This window comes from Rathayibacter sp. AY1B5 (assembly GCF_002932795.1).
Classification (GTDB): Bacteria; Actinomycetota; Actinomycetes; order Actinomycetales; family Microbacteriaceae; genus Rathayibacter.
In genome coordinates, this window is the sequence record NZ_PSWM01000007.1 from 111,800 (window position 1) to 131,386 (window position 19,587).

A 19,587-nucleotide genomic window follows, 5' to 3' on the forward strand; every position below is an offset into this window, starting at 1 on the left:
ACCGCGATCCACGCACCAGAACGAGAGAAAGAGCGGGCAGTGCACGACCCTCGCCCGCAGTCCTCCCTCCGCCCCGAGCACCCCGTGCCGCGGAGCCTCTCGCAGCTCGTGGCCGAGTTCTCCCTCGGCCCGGTCCGCGGCCTCGAGGGCGTCGAGGTGAGCGGAGTCACGCTGGACTCGAACCAGGTCGAGTCCGGAGACCTCTACGTCGGTGTCGCAGGACGTCGTGCCCATGGCGCGGCCTTCGCGTCCGCGGCCGCGGCGTCCGGTGCCGTCGCCGTGCTGACCGACCCCGCCGGAGCCGAGCTCGCCGCCGACAGCGGCCTGCCCGTGCTGGTGACCCCCGACCCGCGGGCCGCCCTCGGCGACGTCGCCGCGTGGATCCACCGCACCCGGGAGGACGTCCCGACGCTCTTCGGCGTGACGGGGACCAACGGCAAGACGAGCGTCGTCTACATCCTCGACGCGCTGCTGCGCCGGCTCGGAGTCGTCTCGGGTCTCAGCTCCACCGCCGAGCGCCGGATCGGCGACGTCGCGGTGGTGAGCTCGCTGACCACTCCCGAGGCGAGCGAGCTGCACGGCCTTCTCGCGCGGATGCGCGAGTCCGCCGTCCGCGCGGTCTCGATCGAGGTCTCGGCGCAGGCGCTCACGCGGCACCGGATCGACGGCCTCGTCTTCGACGTCGTCGGCTTCACGAACCTCAGCCACGACCACCTCGACGACTACTCCGATCTGCGCGAGTACTTCGAGGCCAAGGCGGACCTCTTCGAGCCGGAGCGCGCACGCCGCGGCGTCGTCACGGTCGACAGCGCCTGGGGGCGCGAGCTCGCCGAGCGCAGCCGCATCCCCGTCGCGACGCTCGCGGGCTCGCCGGTCGTCGGAGTCGCCCCGACGACGCCGGCCGACTGGTCGATGACGGTGCTGGAGGCGACGCCCGACAGCACCACCTTCCGCCTGGAGGGGCCCGAGAACCGCTCCGTCGTCGTCACCGTCTCGCTGATCGGCTGGTACATGGCGTCCAACGCCGCGCTGGCGATCGTGATGCTGGTCGAGTCCGGCTTCGACCTGGACGCCGTCGCGCACGCGCTCGAGGACAGCCGTCTCGACGTCTACATCCCGGGCCGCGCCGAGCTCGTCTCGGGGGAGCGCGGACCGCGCGTCTACGTCGACTACGGCCACACCCCGGACGCGTTCCAGAACGCGCTCGAGGCGCTGCGGACCATCACCCCCGGCCGCCTGTTCATGGTGTTCGGGGCGGACGGCGACCGCGACACGACCAAGCGGAGCGAGATGGGCGCCATCGCGGCCCGTCTGGCCGACGTCGTGGTCGTCACCGACTTCCACCCGCGCTGGGAGGATCCGGCCGCCATCCGCGCCGCACTCCTCCGGGGCGCCCGGGCCGCCGTGCCCGACCGGGAGATCCACGAGATCGCCGACCCGCGCGCCGCCGTGCGCGCCGCCGTCGCCCTCGCGCGCGAAGGGGACTCGATCCTCTACGCCGGGCCCGGCCACGAGGACCACCAGGAGATCGCAGGAGTGCACATGCCGTATTCGGCCAGAGACGACGTCCGTCACGCGCTGCGCGAGGCGGGCTGGCTGTAGATGATCGCCCTCACCCTCACCGAGATCGCCGAGGCCGTCTCCGGGCGCCTCCACCTGGCCGGCTCGTCCGCCACGGCCGCCACCGTGATAGACGGCGCGACCGAGACCGACTCCCGCGAGATCGCGCCCGGCGGGATCTTCGTCGCCAAGCGCGGCGAGCACACCGACGGCCACCTCTTCGCGCCCGCCGCCCTCGAGCGCGGCGCCGCACTCCTCATCGTGGAGCGCCCGCTCGACCTCGACGTGCCGCAGGTCCTCGTCGACGACTCCGTCGAGGCGCTCGGCGCGCTGGCGACCGAGGTCGTCCGCCGCGTCCGCGCGAAGGGCGGGCTCACCGTCATCGGCGTCACCGGATCGAACGGCAAGACGACGACCAAGAACCTCCTCCGCACCGTCCTCGAGCGGGTCGGCGAGACGGTCGCGCCGCGCGGCTCCTTCAACAACGAGGTCGGCGCGCCGATCACGATGCTCCAGGTGTCCGAGTCGACGCGCTTCCTCGTCGCCGAGATGGGCGCGAGCGCGGTCGGCGAGATCCGCCGCCTCGTCCGGATGGCCAGGCCCGACGTCGGCGTCGTCCTCGCCGTGGGCCTCGCGCACGCCGGCGAGTTCGGCGGGATCGAGCGCACGCTCGAGGCCAAGACCGAGATGGTCGCCGACCTCACCGCCGAGGACGTCGCCGTGCTGAACGCCGACGACGGCCGGGTCGCCACGATGGCGGGCCGCACCGCCGCCCGGGTCCTCTGGTTCGGCCGCGGCGAGAGCGCGGACGTCCGCGCCGTCGACATCGACGCGACCGCCGACGGCACCCGCTTCGCGATCGAGGTCTCGGCGGGGGAGGGCCGCGAGGCCGCTCGCGCCGAGCTCCTGCTGCGCGTCCTCGGCGAGCACCACGTGATGAACGCCCTCGCGGCGACCGCCGCCGCGCTCTCGGTCGGAGTGGCGCTGCCCGCGATCGTCGAGGCGCTCGCGACCGTCACCCTCGCCGAGCGCGGCCGCATGGAGGTCCTGGGCGGCGAGGACGTCCGCGTCATCAACGACGCGTACAACGCGAGCCCCGACTCCACCGCGGCCGCCCTGCGCACCCTCGCCCAGATCGCGAAGCCCGGGGGGCGCACCGTCGCCGTCCTGGGCGAGATGAGCGAGCTCGGGGAGTGGGCCGACGAGGAGCACGAGCGCGTGGGCCTGCTGGCGGTCCGTCTCAACATCTCCCAGATCGTGGTGGTGGGCCGAGGCGCCCGCCGGATCCACGTCGCGGCCGAGCGCGAGGGGTCCTGGAGCGGCGAGTCCGTCTTCGCGGAGACCTCCGACGAGGCGTTCGACCTCCTCGAGGACTACCTCCGACCCGGCGACACCGTGCTGGTCAAGTCGTCCAACTCCGCGGGGCTGCGCTTCCTCGCCGACCGTCTCGGGGAGCGTCACCGATGAGGGCACTCCTCCTGTCCGGCGCGTTCTCCGGAGCCTTCACGCTCCTGATGACGCCCCTGTTCATCCGCCTCTTCCACCGCCTGCAGTGGGGCCAGTTCATCCGCGAGGACGGACCGAAGTCGCACCACGTCAAACACGGCACGGCGACGATGGGCGGCATCGTCATCATCATCGGCACCGTGGTCGGCTACTTCCTCGGGATGCTGTTCGGCAACCGGGCGATCGCGCCCTCGGCCCTGCTGGTGCTCTTCATGATGGTCGGGCTCGGACTCGTCGGCTTCGTCGACGACTTCCTGAAGACCCGCAACCAGCGCAGCCTCGGCCTCGGCGGCTGGGCGAAGATCGCCGGGCAGGTCATCGTCGCCGCGGCCTTCGCCGTGATCGCGATCATGGTCCGCGACTCCAACGGGCTCACCCCCGCCTCGACCTCGATCTCGTTCATCCGCGACCTGCCGTTCGACTTCGCCTCCCTCGGCTGGATCGGCATCGGCCTGTTCGTGCTGTGGATCTGCGTCATCGTCACCAGCACGTCGAACGGCGTGAACGTCGCGGACGGGCTCGACGGGCTCGCGACCGGGTCCTCGATCCTCGCGATCGGCTCCTACGTCATCATCGGGTTCTGGCAGTCGAACCAGTGGTGCTTCGACCAGCACCTCAACCCCGAGGTCGTCGACAAGTGCTACCAGGTGAGCGACCCGTTCGACCTGGCGATCATCGCGGCCGCCGTCTCCGGCGCCCTCGTGGGCTTCCTCTGGTGGAACACCTCGCCGGCGCAGATCTTCATGGGCGACACCGGTTCGCTCGGCCTCGGCGGCGCGCTCGCGGCCCTGGCGATCCTCACCCGCACCGAGCTGCTCGTCATCCTCATCGGCGGCCTGTTCGTCATCGTGACCGGCTCGGTCATCCTCCAGCGGATCTACTTCAAGCTGACCCGGGGCAAGCGCATCTTCCTGATGAGCCCGCTCCACCACCACTTCGAGCTCAAGGGCTGGGCCGAGATCACCGTCGTGGTCAGGTTCTGGATCATCGCCGGCATCTTCGTCGCCGCCGGCGTCGGGCTCTTCTACCTGGAATGGCTGTCGCTGGCATGACCGATCCCGCCCGTCCCGACTCCCTCCGCAGCTGGCACTCGGACTGGCGGGGCCTGCGCGTCGCCGTGCTGGGCCTGGGCGTCACCGGGTTCTCGGTGGCCGACACGCTGACCGAGCTCGGCTCCGAGGTGCTGGTCCTCGCCGACCGCGCCGACGAGGAGCGCGAGCGCCTGCTCGAGGTGATCGGCGCCCGCCTGCACCGGGCCGACCGCCTCGACTCCGCTCCGGAGGAGCTGCGCGCGTTCACTCCGGAGCTGGTCGTGGTGTCGCCCGGCTTCCGGCCGACGCACCCGATCCTCGTGTGGGCGGCGGAGTCCGGTATCCCCGTGTGGGGCGACGTCGAGCTCGCCTGGCGTGTCCGCGACAAGGTCGTGCGCGCCGACGGCACTCCGGCCGACTGGGTGGCCGTCACCGGCACCAACGGGAAGACCACGACCGTCCAGCTCACGGCGACGATGCTCGTGGCAGGCGGTCTCCGCGCCGCCCCCTGCGGCAACATCGGTGTTCCCGTGCTCGACGCGGTCCGCGACCCGCAGGGCTTCGACGTCCTGGTCGTGGAGCTCTCGAGCTACCAGCTGCACTACCTGGGCGCGATCGAGCCGATCGCGAGCGCGTGCCTCAACATCGCCGACGACCACCTCGACTGGCACGGCTCGTTCGACGCCTACCGTGCGGCCAAGGGCAAGGTCTACGCCGGCACCCGCGTCGCCTGCGTGTACAACCGCGCCGACGCGGCGACCGAGCAGATGGTGCTCGACGCCGAGGTGGTGGAGGGCGCCCGCGCGATCGGGTTCGGCCTCGGCGTCCCCGGCCCGAGCGACTTCGGGATCGTCGACGGCATCCTCTGCGACCGCGCCTTCCTCGAGGACCGCCGCACCAGCGCCCTCGAGATCACCACCGTGGACGAGCTCGCCGCGCGCCACCTCGCCGCTCCGCACATCGTCCAGAACGTGCTCGCCGCGGCGGCGCTCTCCCGAGCGTGCGGGATCGAGGTCGCGGCCGTCCGCACCGCGCTGGCGGCGTTCGAGCTCGACGCCCACCGCATCCAGGTGGTCGCCGAGCACGACGGGGTGACCTGGGTGAACGACTCCAAGGCCACGAACCCGCACGCCGCCGACGCCTCGCTGCGCGCGTACCCGTCGGTCGTCTGGGTCGTCGGCGGGCTGCTCAAGGGAGTCGACGTGGACGCCCTCGTGGCCGCGCACGTCGGCCGCCTGCGGGGCGCCGTGGTGATCGGCGCCGACCGCTCGGCGCTGCTCGGGGCATTCCGACGACACGCGCCCGCCCTCCCCGTGAGCGAGGTGGTGCCGGACGACACTGGTGCGGTGATGCAGGCGGCCGTCGAGGCCGCCGCGACGCTCGCCCGCTCGGGGGACGTCGTCCTGCTCGCACCCGCCGCGGCCTCGATGGACCAGTTCCTCGACTACGCGGCTCGGGGCCGCTCCTTCGCGGCCGCCGTGGCGACACACCTGGGAGGGGGAGCCGATGACCGCTCCGACGACGAGCCGCCCCGCGGGCCGTTCGCGCACTGAGCCGCGCGGGAAGGACCGGAGCGGGGCCCGCTCCGCGCGGATCGTCCTGTCGAAGGTCTTCGCCTCCCACTCGCCGAACTTCTACCTCCTCTTCGGCACCACGCTCTTCCTGGTGCTGTTCGGGCTGACCATGGTGCTCTCCTCCTCCTCGGTCACCTCCTACGTGTCGAGCGACGACTCCTTCGGCGGCTTCCTGCGCCAGGGCGGGTTCGCCCTCCTCGGGATCCCGATGATGCTGGTGGTCTCGCGGCTGCCCCTCGGCGTGTGGAAGCGCGTGACGCCGATCCTGCTCATCGCCGGCTGCGTCCTCCAGTGCCTCGTGCTCTTCACGCCGCTCGGCGACTCCGTCGGCGGGAACCGCAACTGGATCCGCCTCGGCGCCTTCAGCATGCAGCCCTCCGAGATCATCAAGCTCGCCCTCGCCCTCTGGCTGGGGCTCCTGCTCGCCCGCCGCTACCGGTCGCCGAAGGACTGGAAGGACGCGCTCATGCCCGTCCTGATCGTCGGCGGCGCCGCGATCGGACTGGTCCTCATCGGCGGCGACCTGGGCACGGTCGTGATCATGGCGGGCATCGTCCTCGCCGCCCTCTTCTACGCGAACGTCCAGATGAAGGTCCTCGTGCCGATCGTGGTGGTCGGCGCGATCGGAGCGGTGCTGTTCGCCGTCTCCAGCGACAACCGCCTCACCCGGATCATGTCCTTCCTCGGCGACTGCTCCAACGTCGAGGAGTACCAGAACTCGTGCTGGCAGCCGGTGCACGGCACCTGGGCGATGGCCTCCGGCGGGATCTTCGGCGTGGGTCTCGGCAACTCCAAGGCCAAGTGGTCCTGGCTGCCCGCCGCGGACAACGACTACATCTTCGCCATCATCGGCGAGGAGCTCGGGCTGATCGGAGCGATCGTCGTCCTGGCGCTGTTCGTGGTCCTCGCGGTCGCCTTCTTCCGCGTCATCCACGCGTCCTCCGATCCGTTCGTGCGGATCAGCACCGGCGCGATCATGGTCTGGCTGATCGGCCAGGCGTTCGTCAACATCGGCGTGGTCCTGGGGGTGCTCCCGGTGCTGGGGGTCCCGCTGCCCCTGATCTCCTCCGGAGGCACCGCCCTGCTCAGCTCCCTCCTCGCCATCGGCGTCGTCCTCTCCTTCGCCCGCACCCAGACCGCGCCCCTGCCCGGCGCGGGCGTGCTGCGCCGCCGGAAGGCGGCGGCGGAGTGACCCGCTACCTCCTCGCCGGCGGCGGCACCGCCGGCCACGTCAATCCGCTGCTCGCGACGGCCGACGAGATCCGCAGGCGGAACCCGGACGACGACGTGCTCGTCCTCGGCACCGCGGAGGGGCTCGAGGCCCGCCTCGTCCCCCTCCGCGGCTACGAGCTCTCGGTGATCCCGAAGCTGCCGTTCCCGCGGCGCCCGGACGCGGCGGCGCTGCGGTTCCCCGGAGCCCTCCGCGCGACCATCGCGGGCATCGTCCGGACGATCCGGGACCGGCGGATCGACGCGGTGGTCGGCTTCGGCGGCTACGCCGCTGCACCCGCCTACCTGGCGGCCCGCCGCGCCGGCGTCCCCTTCACCGTCCACGAGGCCAACGCGCGTCCCGGGCTCGCGAACCGCCTCGGCGCGCGCGCGACCCGCTCCGTCGGCGTGGCCTTCGAGGGCACGCCCCTGCCGCACGCGCGGGTCGTCGGCATGCCGCTGCGCCGCGAGATCGCCGAGCTCGACCGGGCCGCGCGCCGCGACGAGGCGATGGCGGCGCTGGGTCTCGACCCGTCCCGGCAGACCCTCCTGGTCACCGGCGGCTCGCTCGGCGCTCGGCGGATCAACGCGACGGTGCACGCCGCCGCCCGGGATCTCGTCGCCACCGGCTTCCAGGTCCTCCACATCACGGGCGACCGCGCCGAGATCACGGACCCGGGCGTGGCCGGCTACCACCTCCTCGCCTACTGCGACCGGATGGACCTCGCGCTGTCCGCCGCGGACGTGGCCGTCTCCCGCGCGGGGGCGGCGACCGTCAGTGAGCTGACGGCCCTCGGCCTGCCCGCGGTCTACGTCCCGTACCCGGTCGGCAACGGCGAGCAGCGCGTCAACGCGCGCGGCGTCGTCGACGCCGGGGGAGCGGTCCTCGTCGAGGACGCCGCCTTCCTGCCCGGGTGGGTCCAGCGGGAGCTCGTACCGCTCCTGGGCGACACCGCCCGTCGCGACGAGATGGCGCGCCGGGCCGCCCGCGTCGGCGTCCGCGACGGCTCCGGACGGCTCGTCGACCTGATCGAGTCGAGCCTCTCCGCTCCGCACTGAGCCTGCTCCGCGCGGCTCGGGAGAGCACTCCCGCCCACCGTCTACACTGATCCGGCGCACCGCGGGAGGCCCCTCCCGCCCGCCGCGACCCACCCGAAAGCGAGAGCCCCGTGATCAAGCCCGACCTCGGCATCACCGTCCCCGACGAGCTCGGCTCGGTCCACTTCATCGGCATCGGCGGCTCCGGGATGAGCGGGATCGCGCGGCTGTTCCACCACGCCGGGCACCGCGTCACCGGGTCCGACGTCCGCGAGTCCCACCCCGTCGAGCAGCTGCGGGAGCTCGGCGTCCCGGTCGCCATCGGGCACGACGCGGCGAACCTCGGGGACGCCGAGGCGGTCGTCGTCACTTCCGCCCTGTGGCCCGACAACCCGGAGTACCTGCTGGCGAAGGAGCGCGGTCTGCCCGTGCTGCACCGCTCGCAGGCCCTCGCCTGGCTGGTGCGCGGCAAGCGCCTGGTCGCGGTGGCCGGAGCGCACGGCAAGACCACGTCGACCGGCATGATCGTCACCGGCCTGCTCGGCGTCGACGCCGACCCCAGCTTCGTCAACGGCGGCATCATCGAGAGCCTCGGCACCTCGTCCGCCGCCGGCTCCGGCGAGGTCTTCGTCGTCGAGGCCGACGAGTCCGACGGCAGCTTCCTGCTCTACGACACCTCGGTCGCCCTCATCACCAACGTCGACCCGGACCACCTCGACCACTACGGATCGCTGGAGGCGTTCGAGGACGCCTTCGTCACTTTCGCCTCCTCCGCGAGCGAGCTCGTCGTCATCTCCTCGGACGACCCCGGCGCGGTCCGCGTCACCGAGCGGCTGGACGGCGGCCGGGTGCTGACCTTCGGCGAGGCCGAGGGAGCGGACGTCCGCGTCGTCGACCTCGACCTCGTCGGCCCCGTCGGCTTCTCGGTCGAGTACGAGGGCAGGCGCTACTCGGCCCGCCTCCGCATCCCCGGCCGGCACAACGCGATCAACGCGGCCGGCGCGTTCGCGGTGCTGGTGGGCCTGGGCTTCGATCCGGCCGCCTCGCTCGAGGCCGTGTCGGCGTTCGGAGGCACGGAGCGCCGCTTCGAGCTGCACGGAGCGGTCCGCGGCGTCAGCGTCTACGACGACTACGCCCACCACCCCACCGAGGTGGCCGCCGCCCTCTCCGCTGCGCGCACGGTGGTCGGCGAGGGCCGCATCATCGCCGTGCACCAGCCGCACCTCTACAGCCGCACCCGCCTCTTCGCCCGCGAGTTCGCCGAGACGCTCGAGCGCTACGCCGACGAGACGGTCGTCCTCGACGTCTACGGGGCGCGCGAGGATCCGGAGCCCGGAGTGACAGGAGCGCTGGTCAGCGAGAAGTTCGCCGACCCGTCGCACGTCTCGTTCGTCCCGGACTGGGCGGAGGCGGCCCACCTCACGGCCAGCATCGCGCGCGAGGGCGACTTCGTCATCACTCTCGGCTGCGGTGACGTGTACCGGATCATCCCGCAGGTGCTCGAGTCGCTCGGTGCGAGCGAGGCCGCGTCGGTCGCACGATGACCGCGGTCCTCGCGCCCGCAGCGGGGGAGCGGCCGTGAAGCGGCCCGACGGCGGGCGCCCTCCGGCACCCGGCCGGAGCGTCCCGACGGGCAGCGGCGAGCCGGATCCGGACACCGAGCCGATCCGGATCGTCTCCGCGATCCGCGTGCAGCCCGAGCCGGCCGAGCGCACTCCGTCGCGCGCGGGCGCCCTCCGCCGCACCCTCTCGGGCCTGCGCCTGCCCGGAGCCGAGAACCGGGCCGTCTCCCGGGCCGCCCGCGAGCGGAGGCGCTACGAGCGGGGGGAGGTCCGCCGCTTCACGAAGCGCGCGCGTCGGCGCCGCCTGATCGCCCTGGTCGTGGCTGGGTCGCTCGTCGCCCTCGCCCTGCTCGTCGGCGTCGCGGCCTTCTCGCCGCTCATGGCCGTGCGCACGATCGAGATCTCGGGCACTCAGCGCGTCGACGCCGCCGCCCTGCAGAGCGAGCTCGACGACCAGCTCGGCGTCCCGCTCACCCTCGTGGACCGGGACGAGGTCGGCCGCGTGCTGGGCGGGTCCCCGCTCATCCAGAGCTACTCGGTGCAGACCCGCCCGCCGAGCACCCTCGTGGTGTCGATCGTCGAGCGCACGCCCCTCGGCGTGATCTCGACGGGGGGCCGCTTCGAGCTGGTGGACGCGGCCGGAGTCGTCATCGAGACGGCGGACTCGGCGCAGCCCGGCTACCCGGTCCTCACCACGGCGTCCGGCGACGCCTCCGGAGCCGGCTTCCGCGCGACCGCGCGGGTGCTGCGCTCCCTGCCCGCGTCGCTCGCTCCGCAGGTGACGGCCGCCACGGCCACGACCGGCGACGACGTCTCGCTCACCCTGCAGAACGGCACGACCGTCGTCTGGGGCGGGTCGGACGAGTCGGCGCTCAAGGCCGTCGTGCTCGAGAAGCTGATGGCCGCGACCGATCCTGCCGTCGTCGGCACCTACGACGTGTCCTCGCCCCAGGCCGCCGTCGTGGCGCCCCGCCCGTGACCGGCGGCGGATCCGCGCGTTCTTTCGAGCGTTGCGGGCGTGTCTGCTGGGAGCGCGCCCCGACTCCGCCTACCGTCGGAGCCGAACCCCAAATGCATACTCAGCATAACTTTAAGCCTCAACTACAGGTTTAGAGTTCAGCCCGGAGGCCGGAGACGTGACTTCAAACCAGAACTACCTCGCCGTGATCAAGGTCGTCGGCATCGGCGGTGGCGGCGTCAACGCCGTCAACCGCATGATCGAGCTCGGCCTGCGCGGTGTCGAATTCATCGCGATCAACACGGACGCCCAGGCGCTCCTGCTCAGCGACGCCGACGTCAAACTCGACGTGGGCCGCGAGCTGACCCGCGGACTCGGCGCCGGCGCCGACCCCGAGGTCGGCCGCCGCGCCGCCGAGGACCACGCCGAGGAGATCGAGGAGGTCCTCGCGGGGGCGGACATGGTCTTCGTCACCGCGGGCGAGGGCGGCGGCACCGGCACCGGTGGCGCGCCCGTCGTCGCGCGCATCGCCAAGTCGATCGGCGCCCTCACCATCGGTGTCGTGACCAAGCCCTTCGGATTCGAGGGACGCCGTCGCCAGACGCAGGCCGAGGCCGGCGTCGCGACGCTGAAGAACGAGGTCGACACCCTCATCGTCGTCCCGAACGACCGCCTGCTCGAGATCAGCGACCGCGGCATCTCGATGCTCGAGGCCTTCGCGACCGCCGACCAGGTGCTCCTCGCCGGCGTCCAGGGCATCACCGACCTGATCACCACCCCCGGCCTGATCAACCTCGACTTCGCCGATGTGAAGTCGGTCATGCAGGGCGCGGGCTCGGCGCTGATGGGCATCGGCTCGTCGCGCGGCGCCGACCGCGCGATCAAGGCGGCCGAGCTGGCGGTCGCCTCGCCGCTGCTCGAGGCCAGCATCGACGGCGCGCACGGCGTGCTCCTCTCGATCCAGGGCGGCTCGAACCTGGGCATCTTCGAGATCAACGACGCGGCGCGCCTCGTCCAGGAGGCGGTGCACGCCGAGGCGAACATCATCTTCGGTGCCGTGATCGACGACACGCTCGGCGACGAGGTGCGCGTCACCGTCATCGCCGCGGGCTTCGACGGCGGAGAGCCGGGCGGGACGGCTCAGGCCGCGATCGCCCAGCCGCGCCAGCAGCAGAGCTCGGCGAGCGAGTCGGCCGCCGAGCCCGTCCCGGCTCCCGCCGCCGCCCCCGCGGCCGGCTCGATCTGGTCGAGCACCCCCGTCGCCGCCCCGGCCCCTGTCGCCGACCCGTCGTTCGACGACGACGACAGCGACCTGGACATCCCCGACTTCCTCAAGTAGTCGTGCCGGATCCGGAGCTGGCCGAGCGCTGGGCCGAGGTCTCCGAGCGGGTCGCCGACGCGACCCGCTCGGCCGGTCGCGAGACGTCCTCGGTCACGACGATCGTGGTGACCAAGTTCCACCCCGTGTCACTGCTCCGCGACCTCCTCGAGCTGGGCGTCGTCGACTTCGGCGAGAACCGGCACCAGGAGGCGCAGGAGAAGTCGGCCGAGCTGGCCGGGACGGCTGCGCGCTGGCACTTCATCGGGCAGCTCCAGAGCAAGAAGGCGCGCCACGTGCGCCGCTACGCCGGCGCGATCCACTCCGTCGACAGGCTCGCGCTCGTCCCACTGCTGGAGGCGGGGGAGGAGCCGCTCGACGTGTTCCTGCAGGTCAACCTCACGGAGGACCCCGAGCGCGGGGGAGCGTCGCCCGCCGACGTCGAGCCCCTCGCCGAGGCCCTCGCCGGAGCGCCCGGCCTGACGCTGCGCGGCGTGATGGCGGTCGCCCCGCTGGACGAGGAGCCCCGTCCGGCGTTCGCCCGGCTCCGGTCGATCTCCGACCGGGTGCGCGCCGTCGAGCCCTCCGCCACGGCGATCTCGGCGGGCATGTCGAACGACTTCGCCGAGGCGATCGCGGAGGGTGCGACACACCTGCGAATCGGGTCGGCAATCACCGGAGAACGCCCCGCCCGCACCTAACCTCGTGGTGACCCACCTGTGGGAGCACACACGACACGGAGGACACCCCATGGCCAACCCGCTGAAGAAGACGATGGTCTACCTCGGACTCGCCGACGAAGAGGTCGAGTACGAGCGCGCAGAGCCCGTCGAGGCGGCCCCGGCGACGGCCCACCGCGCACCGGTCTCCCCGGTGCAGCCCGTCCCTCCCGTCGAGCCGGTGCAGCAGCCCCGCGCGACGGTCACCCCGCTCCGCAAGCCCACCCCCCAGACCCCGAAGGCGACGGCACCCGCCGAGATGAACGAGATCCTCACCGTCCACCCGAAGCAGTACCGCGACGCGCAGGTCATCGCGGAGAACTTCCGCGACGGCATCCCCGTGATCATCAACCTCTCGCAGATGAGCGATGCGGACGCCCGCCGCCTCATCGACTTCGCGAGCGGACTCTCGCAGGGTCTCTACGGCCGCATCGAGCGCGTGACGAGCAAGGTCTTCCTGCTCTCGCCGTCGCACATCACCGTCGCCGGCGACTCCGCCTCCGCCGAGAGCGACGCCGACGCGTCGTTCTTCGCGAAGTCCTGATCCCGGGGAGCCCTGGCCCCCGGTGACCTCCGTCGTCTCGCTCCTCGGGAGCGTCCTGTACTTCGTGCTGCTGCTCTACTTCTTCGCGATGTGGGCGCGGTTCGTGCTCGACCTCGTCCGCGTGATCCGACGCGACTGGCGCCCCCGCGGCGCCGGCCTCGTCGCCGCGGAGGGCGTCTACACCGTCACGGACCCGCCGATCGGCTTCTTCCGACGGCTGATCAAGCCGGTCTCGATCGGCCCGATCGCGCTCGATTTCGGCTGGAGCCTCACCATGCTCTGCGTCATCGTGGGCATGTACATCGCCACGTGGCTGCAGCGCGCCTGACCGTCCCTGTATCGTTGGCACGTCCGGACGTTCCCCGCGGTGTCAGCACTGCGCCGTGCGCCTGAAGTTGCTAGCTTTAGTCGCGCGTTGTTAAACGTGTACCTACTTGAAATCGAAGGTGGAAAGCCATGGCGCTCACTCCCGAAGACGTTGTCAACAAGCGGTTCCAGCCGACCAAGTTCCGCGAGGGATACGACCAGGACGAGGTCGACGACTTCCTCGACGAGGTCGTCGTGGAGCTCCGCCGCCTGAACCAGGAGAACGAGGAGCTGCGTCAGCGCCTCTCCTCCGGCGACAGCCGCCCCTCGGACGCCCGAGTCTCCGACGCTCCCCGCGAGAGCACTCCTGCTCCCGCCCCGGTGGTCGACGAGGCACCCGAGCCGGAGCCCGAGCCCGAGCCCACCCCGGCTCCCGCACCGGTCGTCGCTCCCGTCAGCTCCTCGCAGTCGGCTCCGGTCGACGAGGCCGAGAGCTCCAGCGGACTCCTGCAGCTCGCCCGCCGCCTCCACGAGGAGCACGTGCGCGAGGGTGCCGAGAAGCGCGACGCGCTCGTCGCCGAGGGCCGTGCCACGGCCGCCCGCATCGTCGCCGAGGCCGAGGCCAAGCAGCGCCAGCAGGTCGCGAAGCTCGAGGAGGAGCGCGCGACTGTCGAGCACCGCATCGACGAGCTCCGCACCTTCGAGCGCGAGTACCGCCAGAAGCTGAAGAGCTACATCGAGGGCCAGCTCCGCGACCTCGACACCCAGCCGGCGTCGACGGAGTCCTCGCTGTCGGGCTTTGGGGCGTAGTCCCGCCGCAGCGGACGTCAGGCCGAGGGTGCTCGTCACCCTCGGCCTCGTCGCGCTCGCGGTCTTCGCGATCGATCAGACCGCGAAGCTCCTGGTCACGACGAACCTGACCCTGGGCGAGGACGTCCACGTCCTCGGTGACGTCCTGGTCCTGCACTACGTGAAGAACCCGGGCGCCGCCTTCTCCCTCGCGAGCGGGTCGACGTGGATCTTCTCGATCATCGCGGCGTGCGTCGTCGTCGCCGTGATCTGGTTCGCGCGCCGGATCCGCTCCACCGCGTGGGCCGTCTTCTTCGGGCTGCTGCTCGGCGGCACCCTCGGCAACCTCTTCGACCGGCTGTTCCGCGAGCCCTCCTTCGGGCTCGGACACGTCGTCGACTTCCTCTTCACGCCGTGGCTGCTCCCGGCGATCTACAACGTCGCCGACATCGCGATCTGCACGGCGATGGCGATCTTCGTCCTCCTGAGCGTGCGGGGCGTCGGCCTCGACGGCACCAGGGAGCGCGCGGGCCGCGACGAGCCGCTGCACGACTCGTCCGAGGACGACGCGACCGCCGCCACCGCCGCGGACGCCCCCGCCGCGGCCCCCTCCGTCGAGGAGGCGGCCCGCGACGCCGACCGCCCCGGCGGACGCTGATGGCGCAGTCCCGAGAGCTTCCGGTCCCGGACGGGCTCGACGGCCTCCGCGTGGACGCGGCCGTCGCGAAGCTGCTCGGCTTCTCGCGCACCTTCGCAGCCGAGGTCGCCGAGGCGGGCGGAGTGAGCGCCGACGGACGCGTCCTCGACAAGAGCGACCGCGTGCACGCCGGCACCTGGCTGAGCGTCGAGTGGAGCCCGCGCGAGGAGCCGAAGATCGTGCCGATGGCGGTCCCCGGCCTCGGCATCGTGCACGACGACGAGGACATCGTGGTGATCGACAAGCCGGTCGGAGTGGCCGCGCACCCCGCCGTGGGCTGGGAGGGACCGACGGTGCTCGGTGCCCTCGCCGCCGCGGGCTTCACCGTGTCGACCTCCGGTGCGGCCGAACGCGCGGGCATCGTGCACCGGCTCGACGCCGGCACGAGCGGTCTCATGGTCGTCGCGAAGTCCGAACGCGCCTACACCCACCTCAAGAGGGCGTTCCACGACCGCACGGTCGAGAAGGTCTACCACGCCGTCGTGCAGGGCCACCCCGACCCGCTCGCCGGCACGATCGACGCCCCGCTCGGCCGCCACCCGTCCTCGGACTGGAAGTTCGCGGTCCGCGCGGACGGCAAGCCCTCCGTGACCCACTACGAGACCATCGAGGCCTTCCCGTTCGCCTCCCTCCTCGAGGTCCACCTCGAGACCGGCCGCACGCACCAGATCCGCGTGCACATGGCCGCGCAGCGCCACCCGTGCGTCGGCGACGCGATGTACGGCGCCGATCCGACCCTCTCGAAGCGGCTCGGCCTCACCCGCCAGTGGCTCGATGCGGTCCGGCTCGGCTTCACCCACCCGGGCTCGGGGGAGTGGGTGCAGTTCGAGGCGTCCTACCCCGACGACCTGGCGCACGCCCTCGAGGTGCTGCGCGGGGAGTGATCCGCGCTCTTCCGGCCGGACCCGCGTCCGGCGCGGTTAGACTTCTTCCCGCCGTGTCCACGGGCCCTCCCGGGCCGCCGGCCATCCCTCCCCTGCCCGCAGTCCGCCGGAGGCGCATCCTTGCCGAGTAACGATTCCTTCGTCCACCTCCACGTGCACAGCGAGTACTCGATGCTCGACGGTGCAGCGCGGGTGAAGCCGCTGATCGACGCGGCGGTCGAGGAGGGCATGCCGGCCATCGCCGTGACCGACCACGGGAACGTGTTCGGCGCCTTCGACTTCTGGCGCACCGCGACGGCGGCGGGGATCAAGCCGATCATCGGCACCGAGGCCTACCTCACTCCGGGGACGCACCGCTCCGACAAGACCCGCATCCGCTGGGGCGACGGCGGAGGGGACGACGTGTCCGGCTCCGGCGCCTACACCCACATGACGCTGCTCAGCTCGACCACGACGGGCATGCACAACCTCTTCCGGCTCTCCTCGCGCGCATCGATCGAGGGGTACTACTTCAAGCCGCGCATGGACCGCGAGATCCTCTCGCAGTACTCCGAGGGCCTGATCGGGACGACGGGCTGCCCGAGCGGCGAGGTCCAGACCCGCCTGCGCCTGGGCCAGTACAAGGAGGCCCGCCAGGCGGCCGCCGACTACCGCGACATCTTCGGCAAGGAGAACTTCTTCGCCGAGATCATGGATCACGGCCTCGACATCGAGCGCCGCGTCATCGGGGACGTCATCCGGCTCGCGAAGGACCTCGACCTGCCGCTGGTCGCCACCAACGACCTCCACTACACGCACGCGCACGACGCGACCTCGCACGCGGCACTGCTCTGCGTGCAGTCCGGCACCACCCTCGACGACCCCAAGCGCTTCAAGTTCGACGCGGACGAGTTCTACCTCAAGTCGCCCCGCGAGATGCGCCAGGTCTTCCGCGACCACCCCGAGGCCTGCGACAACACGCTGCTCATCGCCGAGCGCTGCGACGTCCAGTTCGACACGTCGGCGAACTACATGCCCCGCTTCCCCGTCCCCGAGGGCGAGACCGAGGACACCTGGTTCGTGAAGGAGGTCGAGGCCGGACTGCGCGAGCGCTACCCGGACGGCGTCTCCCAGGACGTGCGCGCCCGTGCCGACTACGAGACCCAGGTCATCCTGCAGATGGGCTTCCCCGGCTACTTCCTCGTCGTCGCCGACTTCATCAACTGGTCCAAGCGCAACGGCATCCGCGTCGGTCCGGGCCGCGGCTCCGGCGCCGGCTCGATGGCGGCCTACGCGATGAAGATCACCGATCTCGATCCTCTGCGCCACGGCCTGATCTTCGAGCGCTTCCTCAACCCCGACCGCGTGTCCATGCCCGACTTCGACGTCGACTTCGACGACCGTCGCCGCGGCGAGGTCATCCGCTACGTGACCGAGAAGTACGGCGACGAGCGCGTCGCGCAGATCGTCACCTACGGCACCATCAAGGCGAAGCAGGCGCTCAAGGACGCCTCGCGCGTCCTCGGCTTCCCGTTCGGGATGGGCGAGAAGCTGACGAAGGCGATGCCGCCCGCGATCATGGGCAAGGACATCCCGCTCAGCGGCATCAACGACCCCGCCCACGCGCGCTACAAGGAAGCGCTCGACGTGCGCAACGTCATCGCCGAGGACCCGCAGGCGAAGCTGGTCTTCGACACCGCGCTCGGTCTCGAGAACCTCAAGCGCCAGTGGGGCGTGCACGCGGCCGGCGTCATCATGTCCAGCGACCCGCTCCTGGACATCATCCCGATCATGAAGCGGGAGCAGGACGGCCAGATCGTCACGCAGTTCGACTACCCCGCGTGCGAGTCGCTCGGGCTGATCAAGATGGACTTCCTGGGGCTCCGGAACCTCACGATCATCGACGACGCCCTCGACAACATCCGCGCCAACCGTGGGCAGGACCTCGTGCTCGAGGACCTCGAGCTCGACGATCAGGCCGCCTACGACCTCCTCGCCCGCGGCGACACGCTCGGCGTCTTCCAGCTCGACGGCGGCCCGATGCGCGGCCTGCTCCGCCTGATGAAGCCCGACAACTTCGAGGACATCTCCGCGGTCCTCGCGCTCTACCGGCCGGGCCCGATGGGCGCCGACTCCCACACCAACTACGCGCTGCGCAAGAACGGCGTGCAGCAGATCACCCCGATCCACCCGGAGCTCGAGGAGCCGCTCTCGGAAGTGCTCGGCGGGACCTACGGCCTGATCGTGTACCAGGAGCAGGTCATGTCGATCGCGCAGAAGCTCGCCGGCTTCACCCTCGCGCAGGCCGACCTGCTGCGGCGCGCGATGGGCAAGAAGAAGAAGTCCGAGCTGGACAAGCAGTTCGAGGGCTTCTCGGGAGGCATGATCGCCAACGGGTACTCGATGGAGGCCGTCAAGACCCTCTGGGACATCCTGCTGCCCTTCTCCGACTACGCCTTCAACAAGGCGCACTCGGCGGCCTACGGCGTCGTCTCCTACTGGACGGCGTACCTCAAGGCGCACTACCCCGCGGAGTACATGGCCGCGCTGCTCACCAGCGTCGGCGACTCCAAGGACAAGATGGCCGCCTACCTCAACGAGTGCCGGCGGATGGGGATCAAGGTGCTCCCGCCGGACGTGAACGAGTCGATCGGATTCTTCACCGCGGTCGGCACCGACATCCGCTTCGGCCTCGGCGCCGTGCGCAACGTCGGCACGAACGTCGTCGAGGGCGTCCGCGCGGCCCGTGAGGAGAAGGGGCGCTTCGAGACGTTCCACGACTTCCTCCGCAAGGTGCCGCTGCAGGTGACCAACAAGCGCACCATCGAGTCGCTGATCAAGGCCGGCGCCTTCGACTCGCTCGGCTCGACACGCCGCGCACTGGTCGAGGTGCATGAGGACGCCGTCGAGGCGGCGGTGGGGGAGAAGCGCAACGAGGCGAACGGCCAGGTCGGCTTCGACTTCGACAGCCTCTGGGACGAGCCGCAGGCCGCGATCCAGGTCCCCGAGCGGCCGGAATGGGCCAAGCGCGACAAGCTCGCCTTCGAGCGCGACATGCTCGGGCTCTACGTGTCCGACCACCCGCTCGCCGGGCTCGAGACCGAGCTCGCCAAGCACTACAGCACCACGATCGCCGATCTGCTGATCTCGGAGACGATCGCCGACGGCGAGACCGTGGTCGTCGCGGGCCTCGTGACGAGTGTCCAGCACCGCATGGCCAAGGCCTCCGGCAACCAGTACGGGATGATCCAGGTCGAGGACTTCGGCGGCGAGATCACCTGCATGTTCATGGGGAAGGCCTACCAGGAGTTCGCCCCGGCGCTCACGAACGACTCCATCGTCGTCGTCAGAGGCCGCGTCAGCATGCGCGACGACGGGATGAACCTGCACGCGTTCAGCCTGTTCGCCCCCGAGATGAGCCAGGACGGCGACTCGGGCCCGCTCACCGTCTCGATGCCCGAGTCGCGCGCGACCACCGACACGGTCTCGCAGCTCAGCGACGTTCTCATCCGCCACTCCGGGCAGACCGAGGTGCGGCTGAAGCTGATCAAGGGCGACACGGCCCGCGTGTTCGAGGTGCCGTTCCCCGTGCGCATCACCCCCGACCTCTTCGGCGAGCTGAAGAGCCTGCTGGGGCCCAACTGTCTGTATTGAATTCCGAGCCGGTCCCTGCCCGGCTCGGCGCGGTCGGGCGGGGAGGCGGGCCGGGTTCGTGAGAGCGTCGTGCGTCCGGCTACGGCGATCCGCTCGCACGCGGATCGCCGGTCCGCCTCGCTGCGTGCGGCGAACGGGTGGGGGATCGGAGGGCGAGCCCGCGGCCGCCGGTGTCCTCCTGGTCGTCGAGAAGCCGCGGGGCTGCGCATCGCGACCAGGAGTGGACCTGGCGGGGGCGGGGGACCGGACGAGTGCCGGG

Annotated in this window: 16 protein-coding genes; all 16 read left to right on the plus strand. The window is 71.5% G+C overall.

The genetic code is table 11. The annotated features are described in order from the left end of the window. Window positions 1–39: 39 nt before the first annotated feature. The 16 genes from C5D44_RS07005 (at window position 40) to dnaE (ending at window position 19,328) form a co-directional block, all read left to right on the plus strand. The gene (locus tag C5D44_RS07005; protein ID WP_104276448.1) at window positions 40–1,602 is read left to right on the plus strand and encodes a Mur ligase family protein; all 1,563 of its coding nucleotides are present in this window, start codon (window positions 40–42) and stop codon (window positions 1,600–1,602) included. Next, a complete protein-coding gene (murF, locus tag C5D44_RS07010) occupies window positions 1,603–3,027 on the plus strand; it encodes a UDP-N-acetylmuramoyl-tripeptide--D-alanyl-D-alanine ligase (RefSeq protein WP_104281234.1) in 1,425 nt (474 codons plus the stop codon). It begins immediately after the preceding gene. Then, a complete protein-coding gene (gene mraY / locus C5D44_RS07015; protein WP_104276446.1) occupies window positions 3,024–4,118 on the plus strand; it encodes a phospho-N-acetylmuramoyl-pentapeptide-transferase in 1,095 nt (364 codons plus the stop codon). The genes murF and mraY overlap by 4 nt, the downstream gene beginning before the upstream one ends. Then, window positions 4,115–5,650: a UDP-N-acetylmuramoyl-L-alanine--D-glutamate ligase gene (gene murD, locus C5D44_RS07020; protein ID WP_104281235.1), complete on the plus strand. Its 1,536-nt coding sequence runs from the start codon at window positions 4,115–4,117 to the stop codon at window positions 5,648–5,650. The genes mraY and murD overlap by 4 nt, the downstream gene beginning before the upstream one ends. Then, a complete protein-coding gene (gene ftsW, locus C5D44_RS07025; protein WP_104281236.1) occupies window positions 5,604–6,863 on the plus strand; it encodes a putative lipid II flippase FtsW in 1,260 nt (419 codons plus the stop codon). Before murD ends, ftsW begins: the two co-directional genes overlap by 47 nt. Continuing rightward, the gene (locus C5D44_RS07030; RefSeq protein ID WP_104281237.1) at window positions 6,860–7,939 is read left to right on the plus strand and encodes a glycosyltransferase; all 1,080 of its coding nucleotides are present in this window, start codon (window positions 6,860–6,862) and stop codon (window positions 7,937–7,939) included. The genes ftsW and C5D44_RS07030 overlap by 4 nt, the downstream gene beginning before the upstream one ends. A 110-nt stretch (window positions 7,940–8,049) precedes the next feature. Further along, window positions 8,050–9,462, plus strand: coding sequence for a UDP-N-acetylmuramate--L-alanine ligase (gene murC, locus C5D44_RS07035; RefSeq protein ID WP_104281238.1), 1,413 nt, complete (start codon window positions 8,050–8,052; stop codon window positions 9,460–9,462). A gap of 34 nt (window positions 9,463–9,496) precedes the next feature. After that, on the plus strand, window positions 9,497–10,459 hold the full coding sequence (locus C5D44_RS07040) for a cell division protein FtsQ/DivIB (protein WP_104281239.1): 963 nt from the start codon (window positions 9,497–9,499) through the stop codon (window positions 10,457–10,459). Window positions 10,460–10,616: 157 nt separating this feature from the next. Continuing rightward, complete coding sequence (ftsZ, locus tag C5D44_RS07045) at window positions 10,617–11,777, plus strand: cell division protein FtsZ (protein WP_104222597.1); 1,161 nt, start codon at window positions 10,617–10,619, stop codon at window positions 11,775–11,777. A 2-nt stretch (window positions 11,778–11,779) separates the two neighbouring features. Further along, the gene (locus C5D44_RS07050; protein WP_104281240.1) at window positions 11,780–12,457 is read left to right on the plus strand and encodes a YggS family pyridoxal phosphate-dependent enzyme; all 678 of its coding nucleotides are present in this window, start codon (window positions 11,780–11,782) and stop codon (window positions 12,455–12,457) included. Between the two features lie 49 nt (window positions 12,458–12,506). Further along, window positions 12,507–13,019 carry a cell division protein SepF gene (locus C5D44_RS07055; protein ID WP_104222599.1) on the plus strand — a complete coding sequence of 171 codons (513 nt, stop codon included), beginning with the start codon at window positions 12,507–12,509 and terminating at the stop codon, window positions 13,017–13,019. A gap of 22 nt (window positions 13,020–13,041) precedes the next feature. Beyond that, window positions 13,042–13,347, plus strand: a complete 306-nt coding sequence (locus tag C5D44_RS07060; protein ID WP_258059242.1) for a YggT family protein — start codon at window positions 13,042–13,044, stop codon at window positions 13,345–13,347. Window positions 13,348–13,475: 128 nt separating this feature from the next. Next, the gene (locus C5D44_RS07065; RefSeq protein ID WP_104276440.1) at window positions 13,476–14,135 is read left to right on the plus strand and encodes a DivIVA domain-containing protein; all 660 of its coding nucleotides are present in this window, start codon (window positions 13,476–13,478) and stop codon (window positions 14,133–14,135) included. 28 nt (window positions 14,136–14,163) lie between these two features. Then, window positions 14,164–14,772 carry a signal peptidase II gene (gene lspA, locus C5D44_RS07070; RefSeq protein ID WP_104281241.1) on the plus strand — a complete coding sequence of 203 codons (609 nt, stop codon included), beginning with the start codon at window positions 14,164–14,166 and terminating at the stop codon, window positions 14,770–14,772. Beyond that, window positions 14,772–15,695: an RluA family pseudouridine synthase gene (locus C5D44_RS07075; RefSeq protein WP_104281242.1), complete on the plus strand. Its 924-nt coding sequence runs from the start codon at window positions 14,772–14,774 to the stop codon at window positions 15,693–15,695. The genes lspA and C5D44_RS07075 overlap by 1 nt, the downstream gene beginning before the upstream one ends. A 171-nt stretch (window positions 15,696–15,866) precedes the next feature. Further along, complete coding sequence (gene dnaE, locus C5D44_RS07080) at window positions 15,867–19,328, plus strand: DNA polymerase III subunit alpha (RefSeq protein ID WP_374954068.1); 3,462 nt, start codon at window positions 15,867–15,869, stop codon at window positions 19,326–19,328. The last annotated feature ends 259 nt before the right edge of the window (window positions 19,329–19,587 follow it).

Coding starts and splice junctions, on each gene's coding strand:
- murF (WP_104281234.1), top strand. CDS start 1,603: ATGATCGCCCTCACCCTCACCGAGATCGCCGAGGCCGTCTCCGGGCGC.
- mraY (WP_104276446.1), top strand. CDS start 3,024: ATGAGGGCACTCCTCCTGTCCGGCGCGTTCTCCGGAGCCTTCACGCTC.
- murD (WP_104281235.1), top strand. CDS start 4,115: ATGACCGATCCCGCCCGTCCCGACTCCCTCCGCAGCTGGCACTCGGAC.
- ftsW (WP_104281236.1), top strand. CDS start 5,604: ATGACCGCTCCGACGACGAGCCGCCCCGCGGGCCGTTCGCGCACTGAG.
- C5D44_RS07055 (WP_104222599.1), top strand. CDS start 12,507: ATGGCCAACCCGCTGAAGAAGACGATGGTCTACCTCGGACTCGCCGAC.
- C5D44_RS07065 (WP_104276440.1), top strand. CDS start 13,476: ATGGCGCTCACTCCCGAAGACGTTGTCAACAAGCGGTTCCAGCCGACC.
- C5D44_RS07075 (WP_104281242.1), top strand. CDS start 14,772: ATGGCGCAGTCCCGAGAGCTTCCGGTCCCGGACGGGCTCGACGGCCTC.
- dnaE (WP_374954068.1), top strand. CDS start 15,867: ATGCTCGACGGTGCAGCGCGGGTGAAGCCGCTGATCGACGCGGCGGTC.